At 54.9% G+C, this 15668-nt stretch carries 10 protein-coding genes, 2 tRNA genes and 2 rRNA genes; 8 read left to right on the top strand and 6 right to left on the bottom strand.

Features of this window, described 5'->3' with window-relative positions; genetic code table 11:
* Positions 1–87: 87 nt before the first annotated feature.
* The 6 genes from ACKZ62_RS27925 to ACKZ62_RS27950 form a co-directional block, all read right to left on the bottom strand.
* Positions 88–2979, bottom strand: a 23S ribosomal RNA gene (locus ACKZ62_RS27925).
* A 247-nt stretch (positions 2980–3226) separates the two neighbouring features.
* Positions 3227–3302 (bottom strand) — tRNA-Ala (locus tag ACKZ62_RS27930).
* A 30-nt stretch (positions 3303–3332) separates the two neighbouring features.
* Positions 3333–3409, bottom strand: a tRNA-Ile gene (locus ACKZ62_RS27935).
* An 83-nt stretch (positions 3410–3492) separates the two neighbouring features.
* Positions 3493–5029 (bottom strand): 16S ribosomal RNA (locus ACKZ62_RS27940).
* The 16S and 23S rRNA genes sit together here with 2 tRNA genes alongside, the layout of an rRNA operon.
* Before the next feature lie 564 nt (positions 5030–5593).
* Positions 5594–6814, bottom strand: coding sequence for a CaiB/BaiF CoA transferase family protein (locus ACKZ62_RS27945; RefSeq protein WP_032885010.1), 1221 nt, complete (start codon positions 6812–6814; stop codon positions 5594–5596).
* A gap of 12 nt (positions 6815–6826) precedes the next feature.
* The gene (locus tag ACKZ62_RS27950) at positions 6827–8008 is read right to left on the bottom strand and encodes an acyl-CoA dehydrogenase (RefSeq protein WP_003187423.1); all 1182 of its coding nucleotides are present in this window, start codon (positions 8006–8008) and stop codon (positions 6827–6829) included.
* A 156-nt stretch (positions 8009–8164) separates the two neighbouring features.
* On the opposite strand from ACKZ62_RS27950, the gene ACKZ62_RS27955 reads away from it, so the two are divergent.
* From ACKZ62_RS27955 to ACKZ62_RS27990, 8 genes are all read left to right on the top strand, one after another.
* Positions 8165–9064 (top strand): LysR family transcriptional regulator, encoded by a 900-nt coding sequence (locus ACKZ62_RS27955; protein WP_032885011.1) that lies wholly within the window; start codon positions 8165–8167, stop codon positions 9062–9064.
* Between the two features lie 452 nt (positions 9065–9516).
* Positions 9517–10638 carry a Re/Si-specific NAD(P)(+) transhydrogenase subunit alpha gene (locus tag ACKZ62_RS27960; protein WP_447096134.1) on the top strand — a complete coding sequence of 374 codons (1122 nt, stop codon included), beginning with the start codon at positions 9517–9519 and terminating at the stop codon, positions 10636–10638.
* Positions 10639–10653: 15 nt separating this feature from the next.
* A complete protein-coding gene (locus ACKZ62_RS27965) occupies positions 10654–10977 on the top strand; it encodes an NAD(P) transhydrogenase subunit alpha part 2 (RefSeq protein WP_005783507.1) in 324 nt (107 codons plus the stop codon).
* The gene (locus tag ACKZ62_RS27970) at positions 10977–12413 is read left to right on the top strand and encodes an NAD(P)(+) transhydrogenase (Re/Si-specific) subunit beta (protein WP_095185312.1); all 1437 of its coding nucleotides are present in this window, start codon (positions 10977–10979) and stop codon (positions 12411–12413) included. The genes ACKZ62_RS27965 and ACKZ62_RS27970 overlap by 1 nt, the downstream gene beginning before the upstream one ends.
* A 179-nt stretch (positions 12414–12592) precedes the next feature.
* Positions 12593–14086, top strand: coding sequence for a succinyl-CoA:acetate CoA-transferase ScpC (locus ACKZ62_RS27975; RefSeq protein WP_099601843.1), 1494 nt, complete (start codon positions 12593–12595; stop codon positions 14084–14086).
* A gap of 318 nt (positions 14087–14404) precedes the next feature.
* A complete protein-coding gene (locus ACKZ62_RS27980; RefSeq protein ID WP_032885015.1) occupies positions 14405–14620 on the top strand; it encodes a DUF1127 domain-containing protein in 216 nt (71 codons plus the stop codon).
* A gap of 283 nt (positions 14621–14903) precedes the next feature.
* Positions 14904–15224 (top strand): DUF2388 domain-containing protein, encoded by a 321-nt coding sequence (locus ACKZ62_RS27985; RefSeq protein ID WP_032885017.1) that lies wholly within the window; start codon positions 14904–14906, stop codon positions 15222–15224.
* 105 nt (positions 15225–15329) lie between these two features.
* Positions 15330–15638 carry a DUF2388 domain-containing protein gene (locus tag ACKZ62_RS27990; RefSeq protein ID WP_447096135.1) on the top strand — a complete coding sequence of 103 codons (309 nt, stop codon included), beginning with the start codon at positions 15330–15332 and terminating at the stop codon, positions 15636–15638.
* Positions 15639–15668 lie beyond the last annotated feature (30 nt).

The raw sequence follows: 15668 nt of genomic DNA on the forward strand, positions 1-15668 counted from the left end.
AACTTTCGGTTCATTTCGTCTTCACACACCGCAATCTGGTGCTCTTTCGCTTTTCAGCTCGAAGCAAGCAAATTGCTTGGGTGTTATATGGTCAAGCCTCACGGGCAATTAGTATTGGTTAGCTCAACGCCTCACAGCGCTTACACACCCAACCTATCAACGTCGTAGTCTTCGACGGCCCTTTAGGGAACTCAAGGTTCCAGTGAGATCTCATCTTGAGGCTAGTTTCCCGCTTAGATGCTTTCAGCGGTTATCTATTCCGAACATAGCTACCCGGCAATGCCACTGGCGTGACAACCGGAACACCAGAGGTTCGTCCACTCCGGTCCTCTCGTACTAGGAGCAGCCCCTCTCAAATCTCAAACGTCCACGGCAGATAGGGACCGAACTGTCTCACGACGTTCTAAACCCAGCTCGCGTACCACTTTAAATGGCGAACAGCCATACCCTTGGGACCGGCTTCAGCCCCAGGATGTGATGAGCCGACATCGAGGTGCCAAACACCGCCGTCGATATGAACTCTTGGGCGGTATCAGCCTGTTATCCCCGGAGTACCTTTTATCCGTTGAGCGATGGCCCTTCCATACAGAACCACCGGATCACTAAGACCTACTTTCGTACCTGCTCGACGTGTCTGTCTCGCAGTCAAGCGCGCTTTTGCCTTTATACTCTACGACCGATTTCCGACCGGTCTGAGCGCACCTTCGTACTCCTCCGTTACTCTTTAGGAGGAGACCGCCCCAGTCAAACTACCCACCATACACTGTCCTCGATCCGGATAACGGACCTGAGTTAGAACCTCAAAGTTGCCAGGGTGGTATTTCAAGGTTGGCTCCACGCAGACTGGCGTCCACGCTTCAAAGCCTCCCACCTATCCTACACAAGCAAATTCAAAGTCCAGTGCAAAGCTATAGTAAAGGTTCACGGGGTCTTTCCGTCTAGCCGCGGATACACTGCATCTTCACAGCGATTTCAATTTCACTGAGTCTCGGGTGGAGACAGCGCCGCCATCGTTACGCCATTCGTGCAGGTCGGAACTTACCCGACAAGGAATTTCGCTACCTTAGGACCGTTATAGTTACGGCCGCCGTTTACCGGGGCTTCGATCAAGAGCTTCGCGTTAGCTAACCCCATCAATTAACCTTCCGGCACCGGGCAGGCGTCACACCCTATACGTCCACTTTCGTGTTTGCAGAGTGCTGTGTTTTTAATAAACAGTCGCAGCGGCCTGGTATCTTCGACCGGCATGAGCTTACGGAGCAAGTCCTTCACCCTCACCGGCGCACCTTCTCCCGAAGTTACGGTGCCATTTTGCCTAGTTCCTTCACCCGAGTTCTCTCAAGCGCCTTGGTATTCTCTACCCAACCACCTGTGTCGGTTTGGGGTACGGTTCCTGGTTACCTGAAGCTTAGAAGCTTTTCTTGGAAGCATGGCATCAACCACTTCGTTAACTAAAAGTTAACTCGTCATCAGCTCTCGGCCTTAAGATCCCGGATTTACCTAAGATCTCAGCCTACCACCTTAAACTTGGACAACCAACGCCAAGCTGGCCTAGCCTTCTCCGTCCCTCCATCGCAATAACCAGAAGTACAGGAATATTAACCTGTTTTCCATCGACTACGCTTTTCAGCCTCGCCTTAGGGACCGACTAACCCTGCGTCGATTAACGTTGCGCAGGAAACCTTGGTCTTTCGGCGTGGGTGTTTTTCACACCCATTGTCGTTACTCATGTCAGCATTCGCACTTCTGATACCTCCAGCAAGCTTCTCAACTCACCTTCACAGGCTTACAGAACGCTCCTCTACCGCATCACTTACGTGATACCCGTAGCTTCGGTGTATGGTTTGAGCCCCGTTACATCTTCCGCGCAGGCCGACTCGACTAGTGAGCTATTACGCTTTCTTTAAAGGGTGGCTGCTTCTAAGCCAACCTCCTAGCTGTCTAAGCCTTCCCACATCGTTTCCCACTTAACCATAACTTTGGGACCTTAGCTGACGGTCTGGGTTGTTTCCCTTTTCACGACGGACGTTAGCACCCGCCGTGTGTCTCCCATGCTCGGCACTTGTAGGTATTCGGAGTTTGCATCGGTTTGGTAAGTCGGGATGACCCCCTAGCCGAAACAGTGCTCTACCCCCTACAGTGATACATGAGGCGCTACCTAAATAGCTTTCGAGGAGAACCAGCTATCTCCGAGCTTGATTAGCCTTTCACTCCGATCCACAGGTCATCCGCTAACTTTTCAACGGTAGTCGGTTCGGTCCTCCAGTTAGTGTTACCCAACCTTCAACCTGCCCATGGATAGATCGCCCGGTTTCGGGTCTATTCCCAGCGACTAGACGCCCTATTAAGACTCGCTTTCGCTACGCCTCCCCTATTCGGTTAAGCTCGCCACTGAAAATAAGTCGCTGACCCATTATACAAAAGGTACGCAGTCACCCAACAAAGTGGGCTCCCACTGCTTGTACGCATACGGTTTCAGGATCTATTTCACTCCCCTCTCCGGGGTTCTTTTCGCCTTTCCCTCACGGTACTAGTTCACTATCGGTCAGTCAGTAGTATTTAGCCTTGGAGGATGGTCCCCCCATATTCAGACAAAGTTTCTCGTGCTCCGTCCTACTCGATTTCATGACTAAGAGATTTTCGCGTACAGGGCTATCACCCACTATGGCCGCACTTTCCAGAGCGTTCCGCTAATCTCAAAGCCACTTAAGGGCTAGTCCCCGTTCGCTCGCCACTACTAAGGGAATCTCGGTTGATTTCTTTTCCTCAGGGTACTTAGATGTTTCAGTTCCCCTGGTTCGCCTCTTACGCCTATGTATTCAGCGTAAGATAACCATCTTATGATGGCTGGGTTCCCCCATTCAGACATCTCCGGATCAAAGTCTGTTTGCCGACTCCCCGAAGCTTTTCGCAGGCTACCACGTCTTTCATCGCCTCTGACTGCCAAGGCATCCACCGTATGCGCTTCTTCACTTGACCATATAACCCCAAGCAATCTGGTTATACTGTGAAGACAACATTCGCCGAAAATTCGATTTGGCTCTTTCGAGCCACTCACAAATTTTACCTTAGCCTGATCCGTTACCAGTGAAAGTAACGTTCAGTCTATCTTTCTATCACATACCCAAATTTTTAAAGAACGATCTAATCAAAGACTAGAAATCAACATTCACCATCATAACAATGGAATGCTCATTTCTAAGCTTTCAACAAACAGAAGCAGTAGTGGTGGAGCCAAACGGGATCGAACCGTTGACCTCCTGCGTGCAAGGCAGGCGCTCTCCCAGCTGAGCTATGGCCCCGTATTTCTACAGGCGTTTCCCACACAAAATTGGTGGGTCTGGGCAGATTCGAACTGCCGACCTCACCCTTATCAGGGGTGCGCTCTAACCAACTGAGCTACAGACCCAATTTCGGGCTGCTTCTTTATCGTCTTCTTCAATGAATCAAGCAATTCGTGTGGGAACTTATGGAGCAGCTGATGTCGTCGATTAAGGAGGTGATCCAGCCGCAGGTTCCCCTACGGCTACCTTGTTACGACTTCACCCCAGTCATGAATCACACCGTGGTAACCGTCCTCCCGAAGGTTAGACTAGCTACTTCTGGTGCAACCCACTCCCATGGTGTGACGGGCGGTGTGTACAAGGCCCGGGAACGTATTCACCGCGACATTCTGATTCGCGATTACTAGCGATTCCGACTTCACGCAGTCGAGTTGCAGACTGCGATCCGGACTACGATCGGTTTTATGGGATTAGCTCCACCTCGCGGCTTGGCAACCCTCTGTACCGACCATTGTAGCACGTGTGTAGCCCAGGCCGTAAGGGCCATGATGACTTGACGTCATCCCCACCTTCCTCCGGTTTGTCACCGGCAGTCTCCTTAGAGTGCCCACCATTACGTGCTGGTAACTAAGGACAAGGGTTGCGCTCGTTACGGGACTTAACCCAACATCTCACGACACGAGCTGACGACAGCCATGCAGCACCTGTCTCAATGTTCCCGAAGGCACCAATCTATCTCTAGAAAGTTCATTGGATGTCAAGGCCTGGTAAGGTTCTTCGCGTTGCTTCGAATTAAACCACATGCTCCACCGCTTGTGCGGGCCCCCGTCAATTCATTTGAGTTTTAACCTTGCGGCCGTACTCCCCAGGCGGTCAACTTAATGCGTTAGCTGCGCCACTAAGAGCTCAAGGCTCCCAACGGCTAGTTGACATCGTTTACGGCGTGGACTACCAGGGTATCTAATCCTGTTTGCTCCCCACGCTTTCGCACCTCAGTGTCAGTATCAGTCCAGGTGGTCGCCTTCGCCACTGGTGTTCCTTCCTATATCTACGCATTTCACCGCTACACAGGAAATTCCACCACCCTCTACCATACTCTAGTCAGTCAGTTTTGAATGCAGTTCCCAGGTTGAGCCCGGGGATTTCACATCCAACTTAACAAACCACCTACGCGCGCTTTACGCCCAGTAATTCCGATTAACGCTTGCACCCTCTGTATTACCGCGGCTGCTGGCACAGAGTTAGCCGGTGCTTATTCTGTCGGTAACGTCAAAACAATCACGTATTAGGTAACTGCCCTTCCTCCCAACTTAAAGTGCTTTACAATCCGAAGACCTTCTTCACACACGCGGCATGGCTGGATCAGGCTTTCGCCCATTGTCCAATATTCCCCACTGCTGCCTCCCGTAGGAGTCTGGACCGTGTCTCAGTTCCAGTGTGACTGATCATCCTCTCAGACCAGTTACGGATCGTCGCCTTGGTGAGCCATTACCTCACCAACTAGCTAATCCGACCTAGGCTCATCTGATAGCGCAAGGCCCGAAGGTCCCCTGCTTTCTCCCGTAGGACGTATGCGGTATTAGCGTCCGTTTCCGAACGTTATCCCCCACTACCAGGCAGATTCCTAGGCATTACTCACCCGTCCGCCGCTCTCAAGAGAAGCAAGCTTCTCTCTACCGCTCGACTTGCATGTGTTAGGCCTGCCGCCAGCGTTCAATCTGAGCCATGATCAAACTCTTCAGTTCAAACATCTTTGGGTTTTTAAGAAACCCTAAACTTGGCTCAGCAATCGTTGGTTACATCTTTGATTTCTCGCGGAGTAACTTGTGATGCTGATAATCTTGTTGACTATCAGTCTGACTCCACAAGCACCCACACGAATTGCTTGATTCAGTTGTTAAAGAGCGATTGGTTAAGATCTTTCGTCTCAACCGAGGCGCACATTCTACAGCAGCCTCATTTGCTGTCAAGTGATTATTTTCAGAAGCTTTCGAAGATTTCTTCAACAACTTCAACCACTTGCGCTTCTGATCTCTCATCAGCGGGAGGCGAATTCTACAGCGTTACACGCTGCTGTCAACACCTCTTTTTCAACTTCCTTTTGGCTTCGATGAACTGAAGCAACCTACTGCCGAAAACTGCGTAACTCATTGTTTACCAAGGAGTTTTCCGTTTCGACTGCACCGGAAGTGGGGCGAATTATAGGCTCCCAGAATCTCACGTCAACCTTTTAATTTGCTATATCTATCAATTGGCTAGGATTGATTAAAAAATGGTCAACCGAGCGCCTTATATATAGAACAGAACATCTAGATGACACCTGCCCCCCTTAAAGCAGCCACATTCGCAGCCCCCAACCCGAGCACACGCTGTAGTACCTGAGCTGTATGCTCACCCAACAGCGGAGGCGCACTGCGGTACTCCACAGGCGTCTTGGACAACCGAATGGGGCTGGCAACCTGAGGCACCATCCCCGCCAGCGCATGTGGTAGCTGCATAGCCAACCCACGCGCCTTGACCTGCGGATCAGCAAACACCTGGGCCAAATCATTGATCGGCCCACAAGGCACACCCACCCGCTCCAGCCGCGACACCCACTCAGCCGTCGTTTTGAAGACAGTAGCCTGGCGAATCAACGGAATCAGCTCTGCACGGTTAGCCACTCGTACCTTATTAGTAGAGAAGCGCGGATCATCCGCCCACTGCGGCTGACCAGCCACTTCGGCGAACTTGCGAAATTGGCTGTCATTTCCCACCGTCAGAATGAAATCACCATCGGCTGTAGGGAAGTCCTGATAAGGCACGATATTCGGATGAGCGTTACCCAGACGCTTTGGGGACACCCCTGTCGTTAGGTAATTCATCGCCTGATTAGCCAGACACGCCACCTGCACATCAAGCAATGCCATATCGATATGCTGACCGCCACCGTCGTGATCGCGATGCGCCAGCGCAGCAAGAATCGCCACCGTCGAGTAGAGCCCAGTAAGGATGTCAGTTAACGCCACCCCAACCTTCACCGGCCCCGCACCCTCATCACCCTCCGGTCGACCGGTCAGACTCATCAGCCCGCCCAGCCCCTGGATCATGAAGTCGTAGCCCGCACGGCCGGCATACGGTCCGGTCTGGCCAAACCCAGTGATGGAGCAATAGATCAACTCCGGATTAACGGCCTTGAGTGACTCATAGTCCAGCCCATATGCCGCCAGGCCACCGACCTTGAAGTTCTCGATCAGGATGTCGGACTTGGCCGCCAGGTCCCGCACCAATTGCTGACCCTCCGGTTGCGTAAAATCGATAGTCACCGACTCTTTATTACGATTAGCGGATAGGTAGTACGCCGCCTCACTGGTGTTCTCGCCATAAGCATCCTTAAGGAAGGGCGGGCCCCAGGCACGCGTATCGTCACCGTTACCGGGACGCTCGACCTTGATCACCTCAGCCCCAAGATCCGCAAGAATCTGTCCGGACCAAGGGCCCGCCAACACTCGCGATAAATCCAGTACCCGCAGATGCGAAAGCGCGCCCATACCGCTCTCCTATTAATAGAACGCCTGAAGACCGGTTTGCGCGCGCCCCAGAATCAAGGCGTGAACGTCATGTGTGCCCTCATAGGTGTTAACCACTTCAAGATTCACCAAATGACGCGCCACCCCGAACTCGTCGGAAATCCCATTGCCACCCAACATGTCCCGCGCCATACGAGCGATATCCAAAGACTTGCCGCACGAGTTGCGCTTCATGATCGACGTAATCTCAACCGCAGCCGTTCCCTCATCCTTCATACGCCCCAGACGCAAGCAACCTTGCAGCGCCAGAGTGATCTCGGTCTGCATATCCGCCAGTTTCTTTTGGATCAGTTGGGTAGCCGCCAATGGACGACCGAACTGCTGACGATCAAGCGTGTACTGGCGAGCGGTGTGCCAGCAGAACTCGGCAGCGCCCAACGCCCCCCAGGAGATGCCATAGCGCGCCGAGTTAAGGCAGGTGAAAGGACCTTTCAAGCCACGCACATCCGGGAAAATGTTCTCTTCCGGCACAAATACGTTGTCCATCACGATCTCACCAGTAATAGAGGCGCGAAGGCCGACCTTGCCGTGAATCGCTGGCGCACTCAGGCCCTTCCAGCCTTTCTCCAAGACAAAACCACGGATATCACCGGCGTCATCCTTACCCCACACCACAAACACGTCTGCAATCGGGCTATTGGTGATCCACATCTTGGCGCCCGTAAGGCTGTAGCCGCCGTCCACTTTGCGCGCACGCGTAATCATCGCGCCTGGATCAGAGCCGTGGTTAGGCTCGGTCAAACCAAAACAGCCAATCCATTCGCCGGAGGCCAGCTTGGGCAAGTACTTCTGCTTTTGCGCTTCGGTGCCGAACTCATTGATAGGCACCATTACCAATGACGACTGCACACTCATCATGGAACGGTAACCGGAGTCGACGCGCTCAACTTCACGCGCAATCAACCCGTAACTGACATAGTTCAAGCCACTGCCACCGTACTGCTCAGGAATCATCGCCCCCAGCAAGCCGGTTTCACCCATTTCACGGAAAATCGCCGGATCTGTTTTTTCATGGCGGAAGGCTTCGAGAACACGGGGCGCCAGCTTGTCCTGGGCAAATTGCTCAGCACTGTCACGCACCATGCGCTCTTCTTCGGTGAGCTGTTGATCCAGCAGTAGCGGATCGATCCAGTTAAAGCTTGCCTTGCCAGCCATGAATAAGTCCTCGCAAAGAAATCAGATGTCGTGGGGGGAGCCTAGGCCGAGCGAGCGGGGAGAGCAAACGAGGTTTCCGCATAGCCTTGTGCTAATTTCTCACTCCGTAACACTCAAAAACTGCGCAAGCGCGCTTTATATGTGAGTACAAGGTACATGCGCAGAAAAATACCCAGCACAACCGCCCTCGTCAGTTTTGAAGCGGCCGCACGCCACGAGAGCTTTACCAAGGCTGCGCACGAGCTCTCCATTACCCAGGGTGCCATTTGTCGGCAGATAGCCAGCCTTGAGGAGTTTTTGAGTGTCGAGCTATTTCGGCGATCACGGCGTGGGGTAAAGCTGACGGAAGCAGGTCTGTCCTACAGCCGCAGAGTGGCAACTCAGCTGGATGCCGTGGAACGCGACACCCTGTCAGTCATGGGCCAGCAGGGCGCCAACACTATCGAGTTGGCCGTAGTACCCACCTTTGGTACCCAATGGTTGATCCCTCGCCTCAAGGACTTTCAACGGCAGCACCCAGAGGTGACTGTAAATCTGACCAACCGCACACGCCCCTTTCTGTTCGCCGATACCGACTTCGACGCGGCGATCTACTTCGGCGACGCTGATTGGTCCGGCACCGAGTCCCACCGGCTGCTGGGAGAAAATCCCGTCCCCGTGTGCAGCCCGCGCCTTTTGGGTGACCGCAAGCGTTTCACGCCACAGGAGATCGGGGAACTGCCACTGCTTCAGCAGACCACCCGTCCGTATGCCTGGCGCCAATGGTTCAACGCTCAGCAGTTGAACGTCCCGCGCGACATGACAGGCCCGCGTTACGAGCTATTCTCGATGCTGTCCCAAGCAGCCATGCACGACATGGGCATTGCGCTGATCCCACCGTTCCTGATCCAGCGAGAACTGGACGAGCATCAACTGGTGATCGCCAACCCTGACGCGCTAACAAGCACCAAGGCTTATTACCTGATGATTCCTGACAGGAAAGTCGAATCAGCCTCATTGCAGGCGTTTCGGGACTGGCTCATTGACCAATCCCAGCGCTATAGCCCCAGCAATTAAAGGCCAAAGCCCTCATGCTGACTTTGTAGTCAGTTAATTTTTGATCCTACAGATATACGTATATGTCGCATTTTCACAGACTGTATCTATCCATCAAAAATAGGGCTTAACACCATGATTTTAGTGGCTTGCAGCGACTCCAACAGGCCAATGCCCGACTATTCACATCAATCATGGGCAAACACCAAAAAATCACCTAGGGCCCTTTAATTACCTGTATTTAAAGAGGTTATTTCAGCATGTTGCGACAATCAGTCACAGGGTGACTTGTAGTTAATTTTTCGTCACCCGTCATAATCCCTTGAAGGCCGTAAAGTTCGCCTGCAAAATGCCGCGCCCCGCTGTCATTTCAGCGGGATCGTGCTGATCGGCCGCCCCAGTTGCGCCACTCGCGGTGCACTGGCCTTTTTACAAAAAGATCAAAAGCAAAAAGATCATGCAGGAGATTTGACGTGCACATTGGTGTTCCTCTCGAAACCCAGACCGGTGAAACGCGGGTGGCTGCCACCCCGGAAACCATCAAGAAGCTGATCGGCCAGGGCCATAAGGTCACTGTACAAAGCGGGGCTGGCCTGAAAGCCAGTGTCGTCGACAGTGCCTATGAAACGGCAGGCGCAACCATTGGCAGTGCCAACGATGCTTTCGGCGCCGAGCTGATCCTCAAGGTGGTAGCGCCCAGCGACAGCGAACTTACGCTGATCAAAAGCGGCACCGTGTTGGTGGGCATGCTCAATCCGTTCAGCAACGAAACCATTGCCAAGCTGGCGGAGAAGGGCATCACCGCTTTCGCTCTTGAAGCCGCGCCACGCACTTCACGGGCACAGAGCCTCGACGTGTTGTCGTCTCAGGCCAACATCGCGGGCTATAAAGCCGTACTGCTGGCTGCTCATCACTATCCGCGCTTCATGCCGATGCTGATGACCGCCGCCGGCACCGTCAAAGCCGCGCGCGTGCTGATCCTCGGCGCCGGTGTTGCTGGTCTGCAGGCGATTGCCACGGCGAAACGCCTGGGCGCAGTGATCGAAGCGTCTGACGTGCGCCCGGCCGTCAAAGAGCAAATTGAATCCCTCGGCGCCAAGTTCGTCGACGTGCCCTACGAGACTGACGAAGAACGCGAATGCGCCGTCGGCGTCGGTGGTTACGCACGCCCGATGCCAACCAGTTGGATGCAGCGCCAGGCCCTGGCCGTGCACGAGCGCGCCAAGCAAGCCGATATCGTCATCACCACCGCACTGATTCCCGGGCGTAAAGCACCCACACTGCTCAGCGCCGAGACCGTCGCGCAGATGAAGCCTGGCTCGGTGGTCATCGACCTCGCCGCCGCCCAAGGTGGCAACTGCCCGCTCACCGTGGCTGACGAAACCGTCGTGGAAAACGGCGTGATCATCTGTGGCCCGACCAATCTCACCGGTGCTGTCGCCGCCGACGCGTCAGCCTTGTACGCGCGCAACCTGCTGGACTTCCTGAAGCTGGTCTTCAACAAGGAAGGGCAGTTTGAACTCAACCTCGAAGACGACATAGTCGCCGCGTGCCTGATGTGCCGCGACGGCCAAGTCATCCGCAAAAACGCCTAAGCAGGGATTCAGACGATGGAAGAGCTTATCTCCCCCGGTATCTACAACCTGATCATCTTTGTGCTGGCGATTTATGTCGGTTACCACGTGGTCTGGAACGTTACCCCCGCGCTGCACACGCCATTGATGGCGGTAACCAACGCCATTTCCGCGATTGTGATCGTCGGCGCCATGCTGGCCGCCGCCCTCACAGTGACGCCATTGGGCAAGACCATGGGCACGCTGGCGGTCGCTTTGGCGGCAGTCAATGTGTTCGGCGGCTTCCTGGTGACTCGTAGGATGCTTGAGATGTTCAAGAAGAAAGCGCCCAAAGCTGTGAAAGAAGAGGTGCAGAAGTAATGAGCATGAATCTGGTAACGACGCTCTACCTGATCGCGTCGATCTGCTTCATCCAGGCCCTTAAGGGCCTGTCGCACCCGACCACATCGCGACGCGGCAACCTGTTCGGCATGCTTGGCATGGCGCTGGCGGTGCTCACCACTGTGGGCCTCATCTATAAGCTGGGCGCTGAGCTCGCCACCGCCGGTATCGGCTACGTAATCGTCGGCCTGTTGGTCGGTGGTACCGCCGGCTCGATCATGGCCAAGCGCGTAGAGATGACCAAGATGCCGGAGCTGGTTGCCTTCATGCACAGCATGATCGGCCTGGCTGCGGTGTTTATCGCTATCGCAGCAGTGGTTGAGCCGCAATCGTTGGGCATCGTTAAGCACCTGGGCGATTCAATCCCTGCCGGTAACCGCCTGGAACTGTTCCTCGGCGCTGCTATCGGTGCAATCACCTTCTCGGGTTCGGTGATCGCCTTCGGCAAACTGTCGGGCAAGTACAAGTTCCGCCTGTTTCAGGGCGCACCGGTACAGTTCGGCGGTCAGCACAAACTGAACCTGGTGCTGGGCCTGCTGACCCTCGGCCTAGGCCTGGCCTTTATGTTCACCGGCAACCTCACCGCCTTCGCGCTGATGCTGGCCCTGGCCTTCGTGCTGGGCGTGCTGATCATCATCCCAATCGGCGGCGCCGACATGCCGGTCGTCGTGTCGATGCTCAACAGCTACTCCGGCTGGGCAGCGGCGGGTATCGGTTTCTCGCTGAACAACTCGATGCTGATCATCGCCGGCTCCCTGGTGGGCTCCAGCGGCGCGATCCTGTCGTACATCATGTGCAAGGCGATGAACCGTTCCTTCTTTAATGTACTGCTCGGCGGTTTCGGCAATGCGCCGGATGCCGGTGCTGCGGCAGGCTCGAAAGAAGCGCGCCCGGTGAAGTCCGGCTCGGCCGACGACGCAACCTTCCTGCTGACCAACGCCGACACCGTGATCATCGTTCCAGGCTACGGCTTAGCGGTGGCACGTGCGCAACACGCGCTGAAAGAACTGACCGAGAAGCTGACTCACCGCGGCGTGACCGTGAAGTACGCGATCCACCCGGTGGCAGGCCGCATGCCTGGGCATATGAACGTCCTGCTGGCCGAGGCGGAAGTGCCTTACGACCAAGTGTTCGAAATGGAAGACATCAACTCGGAATTCGGCCAGGCCGACGTAGTCCTCGTGCTGGGCGCAAACGACGTGGTCAACCCGGCCGCGAAGAACGATCCGAACTCGCCAATTGCAGGGATGCCGATTCTGGAAGCCTTCAAGGCCAAAACCATCATCGTCAACAAGCGATCGATGGCCAGCGGGTATGCCGGTTTGGATAACGAGTTGTTCTACTTGGACAAGACCATGATGGTCTTCGGTGACGCGAAGAAGGTCATCGAAGACATGGTCAAAGCCGTCGAGTAACACTGCTTCAGCGCAATACTCAAAACCCCGGCCTGCGATAGGCTGGGGTTTTTTATTACCGCATGAAACCCGACCAAAGGCTCTAAAACACTACTCGGCATTCGACCATGGTAGCGGGCCGAAACTTTTTGAAATCACTACACTGCCCACCTTGCTTCCGTAGCCTGAGATAACAATTCATGTACCGTGATCGTATCCGCTTGCCTTCGTTGTTGAACAAGGTCATGAGCGCGGCAGACGCCGCCGCACTGATCGAGGACGGCATGACCGTCGGCATGAGTGGCTTCACCCGAGCCGGTGAAGCCAAGGCCGTCCCCCACGCCCTGGCCGAACGCGCCAAGACGTCCCCGCTGAAAATCACCCTAATGACCGGTGCCAGCCTGGGTAATGACCTGGACAAGCAACTGACCGAAGCTGGCGTGCTGTCACGACGCATGCCGTTTCAAGTCGATAGCACGCTGCGCAAGGCAATCAATGCCGGCGAAGTCATGTTTATCGACCAGCATCTGTCGGAAACCGTCGAGCAACTGCGCAACAACCAGCTCAAGCTGCCAGACATTGCTGTGATCGAGGCCGTGGCGATCACCGAGCAAGGGCATATCGTGCCCACCACCTCTGTGGGTAACTCGGCCAGCTTCGCGATTTTCGCCAAGCAGGTGATCATCGAGATCAACCTGGCACACAACCCGAATCTCGAAGGGTTGCACGACATCTATATCCCAACCTACCGCCCGACTCGCACGCCGATCCCGCTGGTAAAGGTCGATGACCGCATCGGCAGCACCGCGATTCCCATCCCGCCGGAAAAGATTGTCGCCATTGTCATCACCAACCAGGCGGACTCAGCTTCTACTGTTACACCTCCTGACAGTGACACCCAAGGGATCGCCAATCACTTGATTCACTTCCTTAAACAGGAAGTGGATGCCGGTCGCATGACCAACAAGCTCGGCCCGCTGCAGGCGGGTATCGGAAACATCGCCAACGCGGTGATGTGCGGATTGATCGATTCGCCGTTCGAAGACCTGACGATGTATTCCGAAGTGCTGCAGGACTCGACTTTCGACCTGATCGACGCCGGCAAGCTGAGCTTTGCGTCGGGCAGCTCGATCACGCTGTCGGAACGGCGCAACGCCGATGTGTTCGGCAATCTGGAGCACTACAAGGACAAGCTGGTGCTGCGCCCGCAGGAAATCTCCAACCACCCCGAAGTGGTGCGTCGCCTGGGCATTATCGGCATCAACACGGCGCTGGAGTTCGACATCTACGGCAACGTCAACTCCACCCACGTCTGCGGCACGCGGATGATGAACGGCATTGGTGGCTCAGGCGATTTCGCGCGTAACGCGCACTTGGCGATCTTCGTAACCAAGTCAATTGCCAAGGGTGGCGCGATTTCCAGCGTGGTGCCGATGGTCAGTCATGTGGACCATACCGAGCATGATGTCGACATCCTTGTCACCGAAGTCGGCCTCGCTGACCTGCGCGGCCTGGCGCCACGGGAGCGCGCACGGGTGATCATCGACAACTGTGTGCACCCGGCGTACCGCGATGCGCTGAACAATTACTTCAATGCGGCCTGCGCCATCGGCGGACACACCCCACACATCCTGCGCGAAGCACTGAGTTGGCACATTAACCTGGAAGAAACCGGGCATATGCTCAAGGCTTGATTGATACAGATCCGGGCTGATGCAAACACACCTTCATCAGCTCGGCTTCCTGATCGTCACTTCTTAATAAAACTGTACTGCTGTACTGGTCTTTTCCGACAGAAAAATCTTACGCATATCCCCATAACTACCAATTTCGCACCATTAAAGTGCAGACAAGTACAGTTGCCCCATTTTCGTACCGTACAGCACCTATAAACAGTTAACTGGCCCCTCACAATACAGGTGAACTGTATCTAGAGAGTCTTGCGCCGGAGGAGGATCATTGGCATCAGTTAAACCACTACCTAATGCCGCCATAAGCGGAAGGATGTCATCATGGAACGTACACTCAGTTCCGAACTGTTCTTCGAAGAAAAAGCTGTAAACACCCAGGCTTCCATGCCTTTGCGCGTTCTGGCCAACCTGATGTTGTGGCAGCGCCGCATCTCCAGCCGCCACCAACTGGCTCGTCTGGATTCGCGTCTGCTGGCTGACGCCGGTATCAGCGAAGCTCAACGCTACGAAGAGCTGAGCAAGCCGTTCTGGCGCTAATTAGCGCTCGCTGGCCCTGACCCACCGGGTCCACTGCCAGCACTGATTTTTCAAAACAAAGCCCGCCCCGGGAGACCGGAGGCGGGCTTTGTTGTTTTAGGCGCGTGCGTTTCCAGCAATGCTTTTAGAGGAACAGGTACAGTTTCATAAATAAATAATATAATAGGTACAGTTTTCAGAACTGCACAAAACCTATCCGAACTGATAAGCCGCGGCCTAATATCCAATCAACATTCGGCGAGTCTCTGCGCCACCTTTATTGCTCATCTATAGGAGTCACCCCATGTCCCGTCTTCGCCTGCTCAGCGCCGCCGCCCTGTTGGTCCTGGCTGCAAACGCCAATGCCTCCAGCTTTATAGTGACCACCGACTCCATCGTCGGCGCATTGAAGGCCACTTCAGACGCCACCTCCGATGCAACTTCGTCCCTTCGCGATAACAAAGTCGTGCGTGCCGCCCGAGACGACGCTGCCAGCTTTGTCGCCAGCGAAGGAGCCATTCGTGGTGTGAAGCTGGAAAGCGCCTTGGCCCAGATCCGCCAACAAGCACCACAACTGAATACCGCGACTGACGCACAGCTGGCTCAAGCCATCCTGGCTATCTGATCGCACCTGATATGAGCGAGCGCCAGTTGCTCTTGAATGCCTCGGCGCTGGCTCTCGCCGGGGCATTGCGCTAGCCTTGGCGCTCGTTTTCAGTTGTCGAGTCCCATGGCTTTTTCATACCGCCTGTTAATTGTCCCTGTCGTGTTTTTCGCTGGCTGGTCGTCACTGGCTTCGGCCTTTGACCTGACCATCCAGAGCACCGTTGCGAGCGCGTATGCCACCAGCAAGGTGACCTCCGCACCGTTCGACCGCAAAGTAGTAGTGGCCGCTCAGGATGACGCCGCCGCGTTCATCGCCACTGACGGCCAATGGCGTGGAGCGCGGCTGGAATCGGCACTGGATTACCTGCGCCGGAACCAACCAAAACTTCATGCAAGCGACCTTGAACTGGCGCAGGCAATTCTCGTCCAATAATCATCTTTGTGTTTCCATCTTTGTATTCGG

The organism is Pseudomonas sivasensis, from assembly GCF_052938085.1.